General features: G+C 71.6%; 16 protein-coding genes. 6 read left to right on the top strand and 10 right to left on the bottom strand.

The genetic code is table 11. The features are described from left to right. Nucleotides 1-29: 29 nt before the first annotated feature. Both ACZ3TI_RS37140 and ybaK read left to right on the top strand, forming a co-directional pair. Nucleotides 30-758, top strand: coding sequence for an LON peptidase substrate-binding domain-containing protein (locus ACZ3TI_RS37140; protein ID WP_465734341.1), 729 nt, complete (start codon nt 30-32; stop codon nt 756-758). Between the two features lie 23 nt (nt 759-781). Then, entirely contained in the window at nt 782-1,276 is a 495-nt protein-coding gene (gene ybaK / locus ACZ3TI_RS37135) for a Cys-tRNA(Pro) deacylase (RefSeq protein ID WP_465734339.1), read from the top strand. 40 nt (nt 1,277-1,316) lie between these two features. On the opposite strand, the gene ACZ3TI_RS37130 is transcribed toward ybaK, so the two are convergent. The 6 genes from ACZ3TI_RS37130 to ACZ3TI_RS37105 form a co-directional block, all read right to left on the bottom strand. Beyond that, entirely contained in the window at nt 1,317-2,084 is a 768-nt protein-coding gene (locus tag ACZ3TI_RS37130) for a hypothetical protein (protein ID WP_465734337.1), read from the bottom strand. A 77-nt stretch (nt 2,085-2,161) separates the two neighbouring features. After that, nucleotides 2,162-2,971 (bottom strand): ABC transporter permease, encoded by an 810-nt coding sequence (locus ACZ3TI_RS37125; protein WP_465734335.1) that lies wholly within the window; start codon nt 2,969-2,971, stop codon nt 2,162-2,164. After that, nucleotides 2,968-3,966, bottom strand: coding sequence for an ABC transporter ATP-binding protein (locus tag ACZ3TI_RS37120; protein ID WP_465734333.1), 999 nt, complete (start codon nt 3,964-3,966; stop codon nt 2,968-2,970). Before ACZ3TI_RS37120 ends, ACZ3TI_RS37125 begins: the two co-directional genes overlap by 4 nt. Before the next feature lie 111 nt (nt 3,967-4,077). After that, nucleotides 4,078-5,406, bottom strand: a complete 1,329-nt coding sequence (locus ACZ3TI_RS37115; protein ID WP_465734331.1) for an NYN domain-containing protein — start codon at nt 5,404-5,406, stop codon at nt 4,078-4,080. A 300-nt stretch (nt 5,407-5,706) separates the two neighbouring features. Then, nucleotides 5,707-6,735 carry an aspartate-semialdehyde dehydrogenase gene (locus tag ACZ3TI_RS37110; RefSeq protein ID WP_465734329.1) on the bottom strand — a complete coding sequence of 343 codons (1,029 nt, stop codon included), beginning with the start codon at nt 6,733-6,735 and terminating at the stop codon, nt 5,707-5,709. Between the two features lie 113 nt (nt 6,736-6,848). Beyond that, complete coding sequence (locus ACZ3TI_RS37105) at nt 6,849-7,754, bottom strand: dihydrodipicolinate synthase family protein (protein WP_465734327.1); 906 nt, start codon at nt 7,752-7,754, stop codon at nt 6,849-6,851. Nucleotides 7,755-7,826: 72 nt separating this feature from the next. On the opposite strand from ACZ3TI_RS37105, the gene ACZ3TI_RS37100 reads away from it, so the two are divergent. Next, nucleotides 7,827-8,714 (top strand): LysR family transcriptional regulator, encoded by an 888-nt coding sequence (locus ACZ3TI_RS37100; RefSeq protein ID WP_465734325.1) that lies wholly within the window; start codon nt 7,827-7,829, stop codon nt 8,712-8,714. A 191-nt stretch (nt 8,715-8,905) separates the two neighbouring features. Here ACZ3TI_RS37100 and dnaE read toward each other — a convergent pair whose 3' ends face one another. Next, nucleotides 8,906-12,439, bottom strand: coding sequence for a DNA polymerase III subunit alpha (gene dnaE, locus ACZ3TI_RS37095; protein ID WP_465734323.1), 3,534 nt, complete (start codon nt 12,437-12,439; stop codon nt 8,906-8,908). A gap of 192 nt (nt 12,440-12,631) precedes the next feature. On the opposite strand from dnaE, the gene ACZ3TI_RS37090 reads away from it, so the two are divergent. Next, nucleotides 12,632-13,960, top strand: a complete 1,329-nt coding sequence (locus ACZ3TI_RS37090; protein WP_465734321.1) for a DUF2252 domain-containing protein — start codon at nt 12,632-12,634, stop codon at nt 13,958-13,960. Between the two features lie 6 nt (nt 13,961-13,966). Here the strand turns inward: ACZ3TI_RS37090 and ACZ3TI_RS37085 are convergent, their stop codons facing one another. The 3 genes from ACZ3TI_RS37085 to ACZ3TI_RS37075 form a co-directional block, all read right to left on the bottom strand. After that, nucleotides 13,967-15,043 carry a hypothetical protein gene (locus ACZ3TI_RS37085; RefSeq protein WP_465734319.1) on the bottom strand — a complete coding sequence of 359 codons (1,077 nt, stop codon included), beginning with the start codon at nt 15,041-15,043 and terminating at the stop codon, nt 13,967-13,969. A 151-nt stretch (nt 15,044-15,194) separates the two neighbouring features. Then, nucleotides 15,195-15,428 carry a hypothetical protein gene (locus ACZ3TI_RS37080; protein WP_465734317.1) on the bottom strand — a complete coding sequence of 78 codons (234 nt, stop codon included), beginning with the start codon at nt 15,426-15,428 and terminating at the stop codon, nt 15,195-15,197. Nucleotides 15,429-15,439: 11 nt separating this feature from the next. Further along, nucleotides 15,440-15,802, bottom strand: a complete 363-nt coding sequence (locus ACZ3TI_RS37075) for an ATP-binding protein (RefSeq protein ID WP_465734315.1) — start codon at nt 15,800-15,802, stop codon at nt 15,440-15,442. Between the two features lie 265 nt (nt 15,803-16,067). On the opposite strand from ACZ3TI_RS37075, the gene ACZ3TI_RS37070 reads away from it, so the two are divergent. Further along, complete coding sequence (locus ACZ3TI_RS37070) at nt 16,068-16,931, top strand: helix-turn-helix domain-containing protein (RefSeq protein ID WP_465734313.1); 864 nt, start codon at nt 16,068-16,070, stop codon at nt 16,929-16,931. After that, the gene (locus ACZ3TI_RS37065) at nt 16,924-17,115 is read left to right on the top strand and encodes a DUF397 domain-containing protein (RefSeq protein ID WP_465734311.1); all 192 of its coding nucleotides are present in this window, start codon (nt 16,924-16,926) and stop codon (nt 17,113-17,115) included. The genes ACZ3TI_RS37070 and ACZ3TI_RS37065 overlap by 8 nt, the downstream gene beginning before the upstream one ends. Nucleotides 17,116-17,161: the final 46 nt, after the last annotated feature.

The following is a 17,161-nucleotide window of genomic DNA, read 5'->3' as shown; positions in this document are numbered from 1 at the left end:
GCGGGGCCCGGGGAACTACGCTGTCCGCCGTGACAGAACGGCTACCGCTCTTCCCGCTGAACACCGTGCTCTACCCGGGCCTGGTGCTGCCCCTGAACGTCTTCGAGGAGCGCTACCGCCGTCTCGTCGCCGATCTGCTCGAACAGCCCGAGGACACCCCCCGGCGCTTCGGCGTGATCGCGATCAAGGACGGCCGCGAAGTCGCCCCGGTCCGGGCCGAGGACGGCCCCGCCGGGCCGCTCGACGGCCTCGGCACCGCCACCGGGGACCCGCTGGAGGCGGTCTTCCACATCGGCTGCGTCGCCGACGTCGCCTCCGTCCAGGACCAGCCGGACGGCCGCTACGAGCTCCTGGTCACCGGCACCACCCGGTTCGCGCTCCGCTCGGTGGACGCCTCCGGCCCGTACCTGACCGGCGAGATCGAGCCGATCGAGGAGCTCCCCGGCGAGGGCTCCGGCGCCCTCGCCGCCGAGGTCGAGCGGGCGTTCCGGGTCTACCAGAAGCGCCTCGCCGGGGCCCGCGAGGCCAGCACCGTCGGCCGTCAGGACCTCCCCGACGACCCGCAGGTGCTCTCCTACCTGGTCGCCGCCGCCTCGGTGTTCGAGACCCCGGTCAAGCAGCAGCTGCTCGCCTGCCCGGACACCGCCCAGCGCCTGCGCACCGAACTCGACCTGCTGCGCCGCGAGACCGCCGTCCTCACCTGGCTGCCCTCGCTGCCCGCCGTCGACCTCACCCGCCAGTCCTTCAGCCCCAACTGACCCCGGACCCCCAGGACCCCGTCATGGCCAGGAAGACCAAGAAGGGCGGCCAGGGCACCCCCGCCACCGTCGCCCTGGAAACCGCCGGCGTCGCCTTCACCGTGCACGCCTACGACCACGACCCGGCCGCCGCCTCCTACGGTGGCGAGGCGGCCGAGGTCCTCGGAGTGGCCGCCGAGCGCGTCTTCAAGACCCTCGTCGCCGACGTGGACGGCACCCTCACCGTCGGCGTGGTCCCCGTCGCCGGGCAGCTCGACCTCAAGGCCCTGGCATCGGCCGTCGGCGGCAAACGCGCCACCATGGCCGACCCCGCCGCCGCCGAACGCAGCAGCGGCTACGTCCGCGGCGGCATCTCCCCCCTGGGCCAGCGCCGCCCCCTGCGCACCGTTATCGACGACAGCGCCCTCACCCACCCCACCGTCTACGTCTCGGCGGGACGCCGCGGCCTCGAGGTGGAGCTGGCCCCCACCGACCTCATCGCCCTCACCCGGGCCCGAACCGCCCCCATCGCGCGCTGACCGGTGCCGGTGCCGGGCACCGGCCCGCACCCGACCGCCGTCAGTGCCCGGTGCCGTGCTCCGTCCCCGGCCCGGCCGACGGCCCCACCGGAGTCTGCCCCGCGGGCGCCCCCCAGTACGGCGGCGGGTCCTCCTCCCGCTTCCCGAACGCCGCCGACAGCGCGAGCAGCACCACCATCGCGGCCATCGGCCACACCAGCAGCGCCCCCATCGCCCCCAGGTCGATGCTCGCGTCGAAGTGTCCGCCGTTGCCGACCCGCCGGGCCTCGCCGATCAGGTCGTTGCTCGGCCCGAGCCACCGCCCGATCCGCCAGGCGCCCAGCGATCCGAGCAGTCCGCCGATGGTGAGCCCCAGCGCGACGGCGATGCCGCCCCCGCGCCGCCGGGTGACCAGGAAGGCGGCGAGCGCGGTCAGGACCCCGGCGCCCAGGGCGATGATCGCGAACACCGCGTCGGCCCCGGCCCGCTGCTCGCCCTCGGGGTCGACGTAGAGGATCCGGTCCCCGTCCACCACGAGCGGCACCTTCGGCGCCAGCCACACCCACAGCGCGGCCATCACCAGCCCGGCCACCAGGCAGGCCACCACGACGCCCGCTCCGAGCCGCACCTCTGGCAGCAGCCGCTGCACCAGCGACGCCCTCTCCCCCTCGGACGCCACGGGCGCGAGGGGCCCGCTCTCCCGCGGAGGCGCGTACGGGTCGGACACGGCGTCGGGCACGGCGTGGGGCGCGGTGTCGGGCACGGCGTCTTCCGGCGCCGCCTGCACATCGGTGTGGGCGGGATCCGGAGGTGTGTTCGGTACGGTCACAGGCCCCATCGTTTCACGACAGCCCCCGGAACGGCCCCACCGCCCGTGCGGTCCCCGGACCGGCCCGGGACTGCCGCCTACCGCGCGACCGCCCGGCGGTACGCCCACGTGGCCACGCCCAGCGACACCACGCCGACCCCGGCGCACACCCCCAGGTCGGCGAGCACCATCGCCCAGTCCGGGTCCGGTGTGAAGGTCCGCGCGAAGGCCTCGACCCCGTACGTGGAGGGCAGCAGGTCGCGCAGCCACAGCACCGGCTGCGGCAGGTGGTCGACGGGCAGGACGCCGAGCAGCAGGGCGGCGGACATCCCGAGCTGCCCGAGCATCGTCGCGATCTCCTGCCGGGGCGCGAGCAGCCCGCAGGCCGCCCCCAGCCCGGAGAGCGCGGCTCCGGCGAGCGGGACGACCGCCAGCAGGACCCACAGCTGCCCGAGCGGCAGCCCGAACATGACCGCCCCGACGGCAGCCGTGGCGACCGTCCCGGGCAGGGTGAACGAGGCGTACGCGGCGGCCGCCCCGAGCACCACGGAGGCCGCCGGCACCGGCAGCGTCGCGTAGTGGTCGAGCCCGCCGGTGGCCCGCAGCTTGCCGAAGTACTGGGCGAGCAGGTTCAGCGCGACGAAGGCGACGACCAGCACGCTCGACCCGGCGACCACCGACCGCGCCGCCGAGGACTGCCCGGCCTCCACGACGCCCCGCATCATCACGAGGATGCCGACGGACTGGAAGGTGGCGACGAACAGCAGCGGGATCCGCGCCACCCGCGCCCGGGCGAGCTGCGCCCGGTACACGGCGGCCAGCGAGGGCAGCAGCCGGGCCGCGGGGGCGAGCGGGGCGGGTCCGGCCGAGGTCGGGTCGGTCCGCGGCGGGGCCGAGAGCAGGGTCACTTGGCCAGTCCTCCGTGGCGGCCGCCCAGCTTGAGGTACGCGTCCTCAAGGCTCGGGGTGGCGAGGGTGAAGTCGTCGAGCGCGGCGAAGGCCGGGCCGGTGGTGACGGCGGCGACCAGCTCCCGGGCCTGCTCGGGGGTGGTACGGACGGTCCAGCGGCGCCCGGTGCACTCGGCCCGCTCGCGCAGCGCGGCCACGGCGGGGACGCCGATCGGCGCCTCGTCGCGCCAGACCAGGTCGAGCCGGACGTCGCCGTCCACGAGCGCCTTGAGCCCGCCGGGCGTGTCGCAGGCGATGACCCGGCCGTCGTCCACCACGGCGACCCGGTCGAGGACGGTCTCCGCCTCGATCACGTTGTGGGTGACCAGCAGCACGGTCGTCCCGTGGTCGGCGCGCCGCCGGTCGACGGCGCTCCACACGGCCCGCCGGGCGACGGGGTCCATGCCGGTGGTCGGCTCGTCCAGGACGAGCAGCGGCCGGTCCCCGACCAGGGTGGCGGCGAAGCAGGCGAGCCGGCGCTGCCCGCCGGACAGCTTGGCGAGCGGCCGCTGCGCGATGGCGGTGAGTCCGAGTTCGTCCAGGACGTCCCCGGCCGCGCTCCGCGCCTGGGCCCGGCCGAGCCCGCGCAGCCGTCCGGTGGTCTCGGCGGCGAGCGCGACGGTCAGCTCGTCCAGCGCGGTGGATTCCTGCCCGAGGTACCCGAGCAGCCGGGAGGCCCGCTCGGGGTGCCGCACGATGTCGTGCCCGAGGAGTTCGACGGATCCCGAGTCGGGGCGCAGCAGTCCGGTGAGCTGGCGCACCAGCGTCGACTTCCCGGCGCCGTTCGGTCCGAGCAGCCCGAAGATCTCGCCCTGCCGGACGGTGAGGGTGATGCCGTCGTTGGCCCGGATCTCGGTGGCGGTCGCGCCGCGTCCGCTGCGGTAGGTCCTGACCAGGTCGCGCACGGCAATGCACGGCGGGGTTTCCTCGGGTGCTCGCCCGGCCGTCTCACTCACGACCGGAGACTCTACGCGCTCATACGGGCGAACCGGACAAGGGGGCCTGATCGCCGGAAAGCGCGGACGCCGATCGGACGCGCCTGGACCGCCCCCACCGCGTCACCCGGCTCAGTCGTCGACGACCATGGACCCGCCCGGCACCCGTGCGGCCAGCTCCTTCCAGAACCCGGCCCGGATGGCGTAGCGGTCGTGCTCGTCGATCTGGTCGTCCTTGTGCGCGAGCAGCCCGAAGCGGGCGGCGTAGCGGAGCAGCTCGCCGTCGACGCGGTGCGGGATGCGCGGGTAGTCGGGCCACAGCACGGTGAGCCGTTCGGAGTCGCCGATCCGCTCGGTCCAGCGGCGGGCGAAGACCTGGCCGACCTCGTGGGCGTCGCCGCCGATGGAGGTGATGTCCTCCTCGCGGTCGGCCCAGCGCTGTTCGGCGGTGGTGAGCTGGGCGAGGGTGGGGAGGCTGTCGCCGGCGGTGACGGCGGGCTCGGGGGCGGGGCGGTCGACCCAGCCGCGGTCGGAGGACCACCGCAGCACCGGCCCGGCCTGGGCGGCACCGCCGTGCCCGTTCGCGGCGTGCCCGTTCGCACCGGCGGCGTGTCCGACCGCCCCGTGCCCGTTCGCCACCGGGGTGATCGGGGTGACGGAGGAGGCCCGCCCGGCCAGGTCCTTCGGTGTCGGGACGACCTTGAGCGCGGCCGCGGCGGGCTGCGGCCGCCCGTTGGCGGCGGGGGCGGGGCTCCCCTGGGCCGCCGCGGCGGGACGGGCCGCCGCCGGGACCACGGTCGGCAGCGCGGCGGGGACCACACCCGGGACCACAGTGGGCAGCGCGGCCGGCGGGGCGGCGAGGATCTTGGCGATCTCCTGCCGGGCCCCGGGCGCCGGGAAGAGGCTGGAGCTGTCCCGCAGCGAGAACGAGCCCTCGATCCACTCCCGGTCCAGCACCCGCCGCTCGTCGGCCTCCCCGACCAGGTCCTCGGACTGGTTGAAGTCCCCGTCGGCGGCCTGCAGTGCCCACAGGTGGACGGCGACGCCGTGCTCCTTGGCGGTCATCATGCCGGGCAGCAGGTCACCGTCCCCGGTGATCAGTACGACGTCGGCGCAGGCCCGGTTGCGGGCGAGTTCGGAGAGTTCGGCGTGCATCGCGGCGTCGACGCCCTTCTGCACCCAGCGTCCCTCGGCCCGGGTGAGCGCCCCGAGCCGTACGGTGACCCTCGGCAGGACGCGCAGCCGCCGGTGCTCGGGCATCGGACGCCGGTCGGGCGCGGCGTCGAACCAGTAGATGCGCAGCAGCGGCAGCCCGGTCTCGGCTTCGGCGCGCTCACGCAGCGCGGTGATCAGGGCCGTGTGGTTCACGGTGACCTTGGACCGGGAGGGATCCCCCGCGAGCAGGCTGGCGGCGGCGCCCAGCAGATATCCGGCGTCCACCAGGACGACACAGCGGTCCATCGCGCACCTCTTTTCGCTCGCCCTCGGGATCAGTCGGGTCGATCGCATCGGGGGTGGGCGGTCCGCCCACCGTCCGGGCGTACCGAGGTGAGGGGCCCCCGTCGCCGCCCGATCGTTGGGTCACCTTCTACCCGGGGTTCGCCTGCCGAACCTTGCCGGATGTCCCGGTACCGCAACAGCCGCCCCAACGGAACGCAAAGAACGCGAAGGCGGGCCCCGTTCAACGACGGAGCCCGCCCGAGGTCACGCGACGGCGTTTCGACCTGTGAGCCCGTGGGCTCATCCCTTGAAATCCGGGCGTCAGCCCTTGAGCTCGGCGGCGACCAGCTCGGCCAGCTGGACGGCGTTGAGCGCGGCGCCCTTGCGCAGGTTGTCGTTGGAGACGAACAGCGACAGGCCGTTCTCGACGGTCTCGTCCGCCCGGATGCGGCCGACGTAGCTCGGGTCCTTGCCCGCGGCCTGCAGCGGGGTGGGGATCTCGGACAGCTCGACACCGGGGGCGCCGGCGAGCAGCTCGACGGCGCGCTCGGGGCTGATCGGGCGCTCGAAGCGGGCGTTGATCTGCAGCGAGTGGCCGGAGAAGACCGGGACGCGCACGCAGGTGCCGGCGACCTTCAGGGCGGGGATGCCGAGGATCTTGCGGCTCTCGTGGCGGAGCTTCTGCTCCTCGTCGGTCTCGTTGGAGCCGTCCTCGACGATGGAGCCGGCCAGCGGCAGCACGTTGAAGGCGATCGGGCGCTTGTAGACCCTGGGCTCGGGGAACTCGACCGCGGAGCCGTCGTGGGCGAGCCCGGAGGCGCCGTCGATGACCTTGGCGGCCTGGTCCTGCAGCTCGGCGACGCCGGCGACGCCGCTGCCGGAGACGGCCTGGTAGGTGGAGACGACCAGCGCGGCGAGGCCGGCCTCCTCGTGCAGCGGGCGCAGCACGGGCATGGCGGCCATGGTGGTGCAGTTCGGGTTGGCGATGATGCCCTTGGGGCGGTCCGCGATGGCCTCGGGGTTGACCTCGGAGACGACCAGCGGGACCTCGGGGTCGCGGCGCCAGGCGGAGGAGTTGTCGATGACGACGGCACCGGCCGCGGCGACCTTGGGGGCGAGGGCCTTGGAGGTGGTGCCACCGGCCGAGAAGATCACGATGTCGAGGCCCGTGTAGTCGGCCGTGGCCGCGTCCTCGACGGTGACCTCGGTGCCCTGCCACGGCAGGGTGCGCCCCGCCGAGCGGGCCGAGGCGAACAGCCGCAGCTGCTCGACCGGGAAGTTACGCTCGGCCAGGATCTCGCGGACCACGCCGCCGACCTGTCCGGTGGCACCGACAATGCCGATCTTCATGACGACTACTCCTCTGAATGGTGCTGTTCACAGCCGCACTCTGCCCATCATGCCTTGTCACGCGGGCTGGGCGGCCGGGTATTCCAGGGTGTGAGAGGCTCCTCGGACCGACGCTAGTGGTCCAGACCATTCACCAGGTCCAGTGCCGCGCGGACCTCCGCCCCTCCCGCCGGCAGCAGCGGCAGCCGGACATCCGGCGTCGGGATCCGCCCCTGGGCGTGCAGCACGCCCTTGGTGACCGCCGGGTTCGGTGCCGTGAACGCGGCCAGCGCCAGGCCGGTCAGCCGGTGCCCGAGCGCCCGCGCCCGCGCGACGTCCCCGGCCTGCCAGGCCTGCGCCAGCTCCACGAACCGGCCGGTCGCCAGGTGGGCGGAGGCCAGGATGCCGCCGGCCGCGCCGAGCGCCAGCATCGGCGCCAGGAAGGCGTCCTCCCCGGTGAGGAACGCGAACCCCTCGGGGGCGGTCGCGAGCAGCTCGGCGGCCGTCTGGTCCAGCCCGCCGGTCGCGTACTTGACGCCCACCACGCCCTCGATCGCGGCGAGTTCGCGCAGCGCGGCGGTGGAGAGCTGCTGCCCGGTGCGGTACGGGATGTCGTAGACGACCAGCGGCAGCGGGCTGCTCGCGGCCAGCGCCCGGAAGTGCGCGACCGTCCCCGCCTCGCCGGGCCGTACGAACGACGGGACGGTCACCAGCGCGGCCGCCGCCTGCGGCACCCGCGCGCCCAGCGCGGCCAGCGACTCGGCGGTCGCCCGGGTGTCCCCGCCGAAGGCGCCGACGATCAGCTGCGCCCCGCGTGCGGCGCAGGCGCTCGCGGCGACGTCCACCACGGCGTCCCGCTCCTCGGCGGTCAGCGCGGCCGGCTCGCCGGTGGTGCCGAGCGCGACCAGCCCGGCCGCCCCGGCGTCGAGCACCTCGTACGCGAGCTTCTCCAGCGCGTCCAGAGCGACCGAGCCGTCGGCGGCGAAGGGGGTGATGAGGGGGACGTAGATGCCCTCGAGGTCCAGGCTCTTGAGTTCCATGCCCACGATCCTGCGGTCGCCCACCACAGCAGGTCCAGTTCACATTTCCGACGCTTCTCGTAAGCTGAGCCGATGCTCGACGTCCGACGCCTGCGCCTGCTGCGCGAACTCGCCCACCTCGGCACCATCGCGGCCGTCGCCGAGGCGCTGTCCTTCAGCCCTTCGGCGGTGTCCCAGCAGCTGTCCGTCCTGGAGAAGGAGGCCGGCGTCCCGCTGCTGGAGCGCACCGGGCGCCGGGTCACCCTCACCCCGGCCGGGCGCAACCTGGTCCGGCACGCCGAATCGGTGCTCGCCCTGCTGGAGCAGGCGGGCGCCGAACTCGCCCATGCCAAGCGCGGGTTGGCCGGTCCGCTGCGGATCGGCACCTACCCCTCGGCGGCCCGCGCGATCATCCCGGCGGTGCTCGCCGAACTGGCCGCCTGGCACCCCGGGCTGGAGCCGATGGTCACCGAGGTCGACCCGGCGGCGGTCGGCGCGGCCCTGCGCGCGGGGGAACTGGACGTGGCCCTGGTGCACGAGTACGACCTCGTCCCGACCGACCCCGAACCCGGCCTCGCGGCGACCCGCCCGGTCTTCACCGAGCCCATGTACCTGGCCGCCCGCACCCCGGGCACCGTCGCCGAACAGCGCGCCGCCCCGTGGATCATGTCCCCGCCCGGCACCCTCTGCCACACCATGGCCGTCCGCGCCTGCGAATCCGCCGGCTTCGCCCCCCGGATCCGCCACCAGATCGACGACTTCACCACCGTCCTCGCCCTGGTCGCCGCCGGCCAGGGCGTCGCCCTCGTCCCCCACCTCGGCACCGCCCAACCCCCATCCGGCGTCGTCCTCACCCGCCTCCCCATGTACCGCCGCACCCGCGCCGCCTTCCGGGCGGGCGCCGGCTCCCACCCGGCCATCTCCGCCTTCGTCTCAGCCCTCCACACCGCCGTCCCCCCCGGCCTCGGCACCGGCTCCTGACGCCGCCCCCGCACGCCTTGTGCCTCTTCCCCCCAAGCAGAAGTTCCCCGCGCCCCTTAGCCCCTCTCCCCTCCCCTCCGTCTCTTTCGCCCCCAACCAAAAGTTCCCCGCGCCCGTAGGGGCGCGGGGAACTGCGCGAAGCGGAAGACCATCCACCCGCACCCGGCCTCAAAGACCGGCTGCGTCCTGCGTCAAACCGCCAGACAACTGGGCCCGAGCAACTGCTTCAGGTCCCCGAACAGCGCCGGATCCGACTTCACTCGGTGCCGGTCCAACCGCAGCACGGTCGTCTTGTTGCGGCTCTCCAGCCGCACCCGCACCTCGGTCGTGCCCTTGTGGCTCCCGAGCACCTCGCCCAGCCGCGCGACCAGCGGCGGCGTGACCTTCCCGCTCGGGATGTTGATGGTGATCGGCGCCTCGGCGTGCGCGTTCGACAGGTCGGGGACGGACAGCTCCATCCCCATCAGCCGCGGCACGTCCTCCCGCTTGTCGAGCTTGCCGCGCACGAACACCACGGCGTCCTCGACGAGTTGGGAGGAGACCAGCTGGTAGCTCGCCGGGAAGAACATGCAGTCGATCGAGCCCGCCAGGTCCTCGACGGTCGCGATGGCCCACGCGTTGCCCTGCTTGGTCATCTTCCGCTGGAGGCCCGAGATGATGCCGCCGATGGTGACGATCGTCCCGTCCGGCCGTTCCGCGAGGTCGGCGACCGCGCAGTCCGCCTTGTCGGCGAGGACGTGCTCGATGCCGTGCAGCGGGTGCGAGGAGACGTACAGGCCGAGCATCTCCCGCTCCTGGGTGAGCAGGAAGGACTTCTCCCACTCCTCCTCGGAGAAGACGACGTCGAGCCCGAAGCTCGGCTCGTCCGCCGTGGCGTCGCCGCCGAAGAGGTCGAACTGCCCCTCGGCTTCCTTCCGCTTCACGCCGACGACGTTGTCGATCATCGGCTCGAACTGCGCGCTGAGGCCCTTGCGGGTGTGCCCGAGCGAGTCGAAGGCGCCGGCCTTGATCAGTGATTCGACGGTCCGCTTGTTGCAGACCACCGATTCCACCTTGTCCAGGAAGTCGGGGAAGGAGGAGAACTTCCCCTTGGTCTTCCTCGTCCGGATCATCGAGTCGACGACCGGCCCGCCGACGTTGCGGATGGCGGTGAGCCCGAAGCGGACGGTGTCGTCACCGTGCGGGGTGAAGTCCGAGTCCGACTCGTTGACGTCCGGCGGGAGGACGTTGATGCCCATCTTGCGGCACTCGTTGAGGTAGACCGCGGACTTGTCCTTGTCGTCCTTGACGGACGTGAGCAGGCCGGACATGTACTCGGCCGGGTAGTTGGCCTTGAGGTAGGCCGTCCAGTACGAGACCAGCCCGTACCCGGCGGTGTGCGCTTTGTTGAACGCGTAGCCGGAGAAGGGGACGAGGACGTCCCACACGGCCTGGATGGCCGCGTCGGAGTAGCCGCGCTCGCGGCAGCCCTTCTGGAAGGGGACGAACTCCGCTTCCAGGATCTCCTTCTTCTTCTTGCCCATCGCCCGGCGCAGCAGGTCTGCCTGGCCGAGCGAGTACCCGGCGAGGATCTGCGCGGCCTTCTGCACCTGCTCCTGGTAGACGATCAGGCCGTACGTCGGCCGGAGCACCTCCTCCAGGGGCTTCTCCAGCTCCGGGTGGATCGGGGTGATCTCCTGCTGCCCGTTCTTGCGCAGCGCGTAGTTGGTGTGCGAGTTGACGCCCATCGGGCCCGGCCGGTACAGCGCCAGAACAGCCGAAATGTCTTCGAAGTTGTCGGGCTTCATCAGGCGCAGCAGCGAGCGCATGGGCCCGCCGTCGAGCTGGAAGACGCCGAGCGTGTCGCCGCGCGCCAGCAGCTCGTACGTGGGCTTGTCGTCCAGGGGCAGATCAAGCAGGTTGATCTTGATGCCCTTGTTCTTCTCGATCGCCTTGACGGCGTCGTCCATGATCGTCAGATTGCGCAGGCCGAGGAAGTCCATCTTGAGGAGGCCGAGGCCCTCACAAGTGGGGTAGTCGAACTGCGTGATGGTGACGCCGTCGGTGTGCCGGGTCCAGACCGGGATGTGGTCGGTCAGCGGCTCGGCGGACATGATGACGCCGGCGGCGTGCACGCCGGGCTGGCGGATCAGGCCCTCGATGCCGCGCGCGGTGTCGATGACCTTCTTGACGTCCGGGTCGGTCTCGTACAGCCCGCGGATCTCGCCTGCCTCGCCGTAACGCGGGTGGCTGCTGTCCGTGATGCCGGACAGCGGGATGCCCTTGCCCATGACGTCCGGCGGCATCGCCTTGGTGATGCGGTCGCCCATCGCGTACGGGTAGCCGAGGACTCGCGAGGAGTCCTTGATGGCGGCCTTCGCCTTGATGGTGCCGTACGTGACGATCATGGCGACCTTGTCGGATCCCCACTTCTCCGTCACGTAGCGGATCACGTCACCGCGCCGGCGCTCGTCGAAGTCGATGTCGACGTCGGGCATGGAGATGCGCTCGGGATTGAGGAAGCGCTCGAAGATCAGGCCGTGCGGGATCGGGTCGAGGTCGGTGATGCCCATCGCGTACGCGACCAGCGAGCCGGCCGCCGAACCACGGCCAGGGCCCACCGCGATGCCCTGGCTCTTGGCCCACATGATGAAGTCGGCGACCACGAGGAAGTACGCCGGGAACCCCATCTGGATGATGGTGTCCATCTCGTACTCGGCGAGCTTCTTGTGCTCCTCGTCGTACCCGTCCGGGAAGCGCCAGTCCATGCCCTCCCAGACCTTGGACTTGAAGAAGTCCGCCTCGGACTCGAAGCCCTCCGGGATGGGGAAGCGGGGCATGAGGTTCTTGAACTTGAACATGCCCTCGGTGTCCACGCGCGAGGCGACGAGGAGCTGGCTGTTGCGGCAGCCCTCCTGCCAGGCGTCCGAGGAGTCCAGCGCGTACATCTCGGCGGCGGACTTGATGTAGTAGCCGGTGCCGTCGAAGCGGAAGCGGTCCGGGTCGGAGAGGTTCTTGCCGGTCTGGACGCAGAGGAGGAGGTCGTGCGCGCCGGCGTCGGCCTCGGTGGTGTAGTGCGAGTCGTTGGTGACGACCGGGGGGATGTCCAGCTTCTTGCTGATCTCCAGCAGCCCGTCGCGGACCCGCTTCTCGATGTCGAGGCCGTGGTCCATCAGCTCCAGGAAGTAGTTCTCCTTGCCGAAGATGTCCTGGTAGTCGGCGGCGGACTTCAGCGCCTCGTCGAACTGCCCGAGGCGCAGGCGGGTCTGCACCTCGCCGGAGGGGCAGCCGGTGGTGGCCATCAGGCCGCCGGACAGCTCGGAGATCAGCTCCTTGTCCATCCGGGGCCACTTCACCAGCCAGCCCTCGGCGTAGGAGCGCGAGGTCAGCTTGAAGAGGTTGTGCAGGCCCTCCTTGTTGCGGGCCCAGATGGTCTTGTGGGTGTACGCGCCGGACGCGGAGACGTCGTCCTTCTTCTGGTGCGGCTGGCCCCACAGGATGCGCTTGGTGTTGGAGCGGGACTCGGGGGCGACGTACGCCTCGATGCCGATGACGGGCGTGATGCCTGCGGCGGTGGCCTGCTTGTGGAACTCGGCGGCGCCGTACATGTTGCCGTGGTCGGTCATCGCCACGTGGGTCTGCCCCAGGCGCTCGACCTCCTTGAACATCTGCTTCAGCCGGGCGGCACCGTCCAGCATCGAGTACTCGGTGTGGACGTGCAGATGCGCGAACGGCTGGTCGCTCAAGGCGGGGCCTCCGGAGGCTCTGGTGCTGGTCTGGTGGGCCGGCGAACGTGCAGGTCACAGGGGATGCCCTGGAAATGGATGTGGCCCGGACACCTCCTGGGGCCCGGACCATCGCTCACACATTCACCCTCCTACTCTAGCCTCCAGAGCCACCTGTCCCCGGCCACCCCGACGCGTCCCGAAGGATTGCCCATGTCACACCCGCAGCCCGCCGCACCCGACCGCGCGGAGACCGTCCTCAGTGTCTTCGAAACGGCCTTCGGCGACCTGCTCGCCCAGGACCCGGCGGCCTTCCGGGTGAAGTTCCGCAAGATGGCCGCGTCCGCCTTCGCCTTCTACCGGGGCACCGCCGCGCTCTACTACGCCGACCTCACCTCGGACCGCTACGAGGGCTTCGGCGCGCCGTTCCTGGACGAGCGCACCAGCCGGGTGTGGATCCACGGCGACCTGCACGCGGAGAACTTCGGCACCTACCTGAACGCCGAGGGGCGGCTGGTCTTCAACGTCAACGACTTCGACGAGGCCTACGTCGGGGCGTTCACCTGGGACGTCCAGCGCCTGGCCGCCTCGCTCGCCCTGATCGGCTACGCCAAGGCGCTGTCCGACGAGACGATCACCCAGCTGGTCACGGCCTTCGCCGAGGCGTACCGGGAGCGGATCGCGGCGCACGTCGCTTCCGGCGATCCCGAGCCGTACACCCTGGAGACGGCGAGCGGGCCGGTGCTGGAGACGCTGCGGCAGGCACGGCTGCAGACCCGGGTCGAGCTGCTCGACGGGGACACCGTGGTCGAGGGCTACGACCGCCGCTTCCGCCTCGGCGGGGGCGCGATCGAGCTGGACGAGCCGACCAAGGCCGAGGTGCTGGCGGCGTTCGAGGCCTACCTGGACACCCTGCCGTCGGCCTCCCGGACGCGGCCGGAGTCGCTGAAGGTCAAGGACGTGGTCGGGCGGCGGGGCATCGGCATCGGCTCGGCGGGGCTGCCCTCGTACAACCTGCTGCTGGAGGGGCACACCGACGCCCTCGAGAACGACGTGATCATCTACATGAAGCAGGGGCAGACGCCGGCGGTCGCCCGGCACGTCACCGATCCCGCGATCGCCGGCTACTTCGAGCACGAGGGGCACCGGACGGTGATCTCCCAGCGGGCGCTGCAGTCGCACAGCGACCCGTGGCTCGGGTACACGGAGCTGCGCGGGCGCGGGCAGCTGGTCGCGGAGGTGTCGCCGTACGCCACCGACCTGGACTGGACGGACCTGAACGAGCTGTCCGACCTGCTCGCCGTGACCGAGTACCTGGGCCGGGCGACGGCGACCATGCACGCGGCCGCCGACGAGTCCTCCAGCGGGCACACCCTGGTGCCGTTCTCGACGGAGCACGCCATCCACGAGGCGATCAGCCGGGACGCGAAGGGCTTCACGGCGATGCTGGTCGACTTCGCCCACGCGTACGGCGCCCAGGCCCGGGCGGACCACCAGCTGTTCGTGGACCTCTACCGGAACGGTCGCATCCCGGGGCTGTAGGCCGGGTCAGCCAGGCAGGGCCGCCAGCCGCTCCCGGGCGGCGGCCCTGACCGCCGGTTCCTCGATCGGGTCGTCCCGGAGGTAGGCGATCCTCTGCAGGACGTGGGGCCGGTCGGGGGCGTGCTCGACGCCGAGCAGGCGGACCTCCTCCTCGCAGTCCCAGAGTGACTCGGTGTACGCCTCGGGCATGCCGGCGGAGCCGAGCGCGGCCAGCGCCCGCAGGTAGTCGGCGCGCTCGTACGAGTGCGGGGTGTAGAGCCAGAAGCGGCGCAACAGGGAGGTCGCGTCGGCGGCCTTCGTACCGAAGCGGGCGAGGCCGCGCGCCAGGAACAGCGGGCCGCACCAGGTGCGCTCGGCCCAGTCCCGCTCCAACTCGGCGATCAGAGTCGGGATGTCCTGCTCCTCGCCGTACTCGGCCAGCGCGGACATGCCCTCCCAGGCCAGCCAGCGGGTGTCGGAGGCGGCCCACTCACGGGCGGCCGGCATCGCGAGGGCGCCGAGCTTGCGGATGACACCGGGGAGCAGCGGCAGGGGGTACTCGCCGTCCGCCGTGCCGAGCGAGGGGACGAGCGGGACGAGGCCTGGCTCCGGCTCCCGTCGGTAGAGGACGCGCAGCGCGTTCGTCTTGCGGTGCTCCGACGCGTCAGGGCCGGCGAGCAACTCCAGCAGCGCGCTGCTCGGCAGCTCGGCCATCGGATCCGGCTCGTCGGGCTGCCGCTCCGAAGCGGGGAATTCTTCGGGCTCCTCCTCCGGCAGGTGGTCCCGCAGGGCCTCCCGGGCCTCGGTCGAGCCACCGAGGGCCAGCAGCTCCAGGACACCGGCGGCCCGGTCGCGGGTGTCCTCGTCCGCGGCCAGCAGCTCGATCACAGGGCTGAGCGGCAGCTCCAAGTCCCGTATCAGCCGGGCGAGGTAGAGGTGTCGGTGGTCGACCACCGAGTCCCACCGCCACTCCCAGCGGATGCAGCCGTAGACGAGGTCGGCGGCTGAAGCCGGGTCCTCGGCGGCCAGCAGCGCGCCCTGGCCTCGGCCGCGTTGCAGGAGGCCGGGGAGGGTGGTCGGCGGTGCGTAGCGGTCGGTGTGCATGGGGTCCATCGTGCCGCAGCCCCCGGCGCGCGGGCGGCGGGGGCCGGCGGTCAGGCGTCCTCGTCGGGCGGGGTCGCGCGGAGGGCGGTGACGACACCCAGGGCGACGGTCGCGAAGGCGAGGGCGAGGAGGACGGCGAAGGCCGTCCCGATCAGGAATCGCACCTGGTCTCGCGCTCGGCATCGAGGAGCAGGGTGAGGAGGTTCAACAACGTCGACGCGGGCGCGGTGTTGAAGCAGACGAGGACGCGGCCCTCGATGGTCTTGTCGGTGCAGGCCGAGGGCCAGATCAGGCCGAACTTCTTGCCGCGCTCCTGGACTTCGGCGAGGAGGGTGCGGATGTGCTCGTCGGTGAAGTGCCGGATCCGGGGGTCCGTCGGCTTCATGGGGTGACGCGTCACGCGGCACCGTCCAGCTCGAACCAGACGGACTTGCCGCAGGTCTGCGGGTCGACGCCCCACCGGTGGGTGAGCCCCTCCACGAGTTGGAGACCGCGCCCGGACTCGGCGAAGAGGTTCGGGGCCTGCGGGTTCGGGACGAGGGGGCTCTCGTCCGTGACGGAGACGCGCAGGGAGCGGTCGACGGAGATGATCTGGACGAGCGGCACGGGGGTGTCACCATGCTGCCAGGCGTTGACCAGCAGCTCAACGAGCGCGAGCTGCGCGTCGATGATGGTGTCGGGCTCCCACCCGACGCGGGTCATGGTGTCGCGGAGGGATTGACGGGCGATGGTGATCGAGCGCGTGTTGAGGTGACGCATGGGAGTTCTCCCGAGGCGTGAGTGAGGGAAGAACCGGCGGAACACATGTCGCCGTGAGCCAGGCCAGGCAGATGGACATGACTGCTCTGCGGTGCTTGCTAGCAGGCGTTACTGACGATCCGTCGGATCGATGTGATGTCGACCATAGCGCACGGGGGTGGATAAATTTCCCCCACTTCGGGAACATCCCTCTATCGTGGTAGTCGGTAGACCGACGCTCAGCCCTCGCGGCAGACTTGGGGCGACTACGTCCTGGAAGGAAGCCATGCCGCCACGCGCCAACCCGACACTCCGCCAACGCAGGTTTGGCACCGAGCTGCGGAGGATGCGCGAACAGGCTGGCTACGGCGGCTCAGAGCTCGGTCGTCTCGTCGGGATGAACCCTGCTCAGGTCACCCAGATGGAATCAGGACGGATCGGCATCAGCGCAGACCGCCTGCGCACCATCGCCTCTGCGTGCAACTGCGCGAATCGACCGATGATCGACGCCCTCGCTGACATCATCGCGGAGCGTGGTCGAGGCTGGTGGGAGGAGTACCGAGAGGTCCTGACGACAGACTTCCTCGAGGTAGCCGAGATCGAACATCACGCCAAGACCCTCTCCGTCTGCACCACCACTTACATCCCAGGCCTGCTGCAAACCGGGAGTTACGCGTCTGCCGTGTTCGCTCGGGTCTATCCGCCACTCCCCCGCAAGGACATCGATGTCCGAACCGCGTTCCGCGTGCAGCGGCAGCAAGTGGTCCGATCCGGCAAGATCCCGCTACGCGCCTTCATCCACGAGGCCGCACTCCGAATGCAGTTCGGTGGCCCCAAGGTGCTCGCCGACCAGCTTGACGCCCTGATCGGCGACTCAGCTGACAACGGAATCTCGATCAGGGTGGTGCCGTTCGATGTAGACACCTTCCCCGGCGCCGGTGAGAACGTGACCCTCGCCGAAGGCCCTGTACCCGAACTCGACACCGTCCAGATGGATACCTCTCCCGGCACGCTTTTCTTCGATGCCCCAGCAGACTTGGCCAAGCATCGAGCCATCTTCGACCGCGTGGACTCCGCTGCACTTTCCGAGGATGAGTCGCGAGACTTCATCCGATCCATCAAGAAAGAAGTGGAATCCAAGTATGCGTAACACCAAGTGGCAGAAGTCGAGCTACAGCGCGGCAAACAACGAGTGCGTGGAGGTCCGCAGGGTCGATGGCCTGCTCCAGCTCCGCGAGTCCGACGAGGGCCACACCGTCCTCCACACCACCCCCGCCACCCTCGCCGCCCTCCTCCAGGGCATCAAGGCCGGCGAATTCGACCACCACGCCTGACAACGCCCTCGCGCCCCCTCGCCCTCTCCGGGCGAGGGGGCGCAAC

The organism is Kitasatospora sp. NPDC023120 (genome assembly GCF_055560835.1).
Note: the sequence above shows the minus strand (reverse complement) of the source record. Positions and strands in the feature narration are given on the sequence as shown.

Bases quoted from the DNA above. Each gene is read 5' to 3' on its own strand.
- ybaK (WP_465734339.1), top strand. From the start codon at position 782: ATGGCCAGGAAGACCAAGAAGGGCGGCCAGGGCACCCCCGCCACCGTC.
- ACZ3TI_RS37115 (WP_465734331.1), bottom strand. From the start codon at position 5,406: ATGGACCGCTGTGTCGTCCTGGTGGACGCCGGATATCTGCTGGGCGCC.
- ACZ3TI_RS37110 (WP_465734329.1), bottom strand. From the start codon at position 6,735: ATGAAGATCGGCATTGTCGGTGCCACCGGACAGGTCGGCGGCGTGGTC.
- ACZ3TI_RS37105 (WP_465734327.1), bottom strand. From the start codon at position 7,754: ATGGAACTCAAGAGCCTGGACCTCGAGGGCATCTACGTCCCCCTCATC.
- ACZ3TI_RS37100 (WP_465734325.1), top strand. From the start codon at position 7,827: ATGCTCGACGTCCGACGCCTGCGCCTGCTGCGCGAACTCGCCCACCTC.
- ACZ3TI_RS37090 (WP_465734321.1), top strand. From the start codon at position 12,632: ATGTCACACCCGCAGCCCGCCGCACCCGACCGCGCGGAGACCGTCCTC.
- ACZ3TI_RS37085 (WP_465734319.1), bottom strand. From the start codon at position 15,043: ATGCACACCGACCGCTACGCACCGCCGACCACCCTCCCCGGCCTCCTG.
- ACZ3TI_RS37080 (WP_465734317.1), bottom strand. From the start codon at position 15,428: ATGAAGCCGACGGACCCCCGGATCCGGCACTTCACCGACGAGCACATC.
- ACZ3TI_RS37075 (WP_465734315.1), bottom strand. From the start codon at position 15,802: ATGCGTCACCTCAACACGCGCTCGATCACCATCGCCCGTCAATCCCTC.
- ACZ3TI_RS37070 (WP_465734313.1), top strand. From the start codon at position 16,068: ATGCCGCCACGCGCCAACCCGACACTCCGCCAACGCAGGTTTGGCACC.
- ACZ3TI_RS37065 (WP_465734311.1), top strand. From the start codon at position 16,924: ATGCGTAACACCAAGTGGCAGAAGTCGAGCTACAGCGCGGCAAACAAC.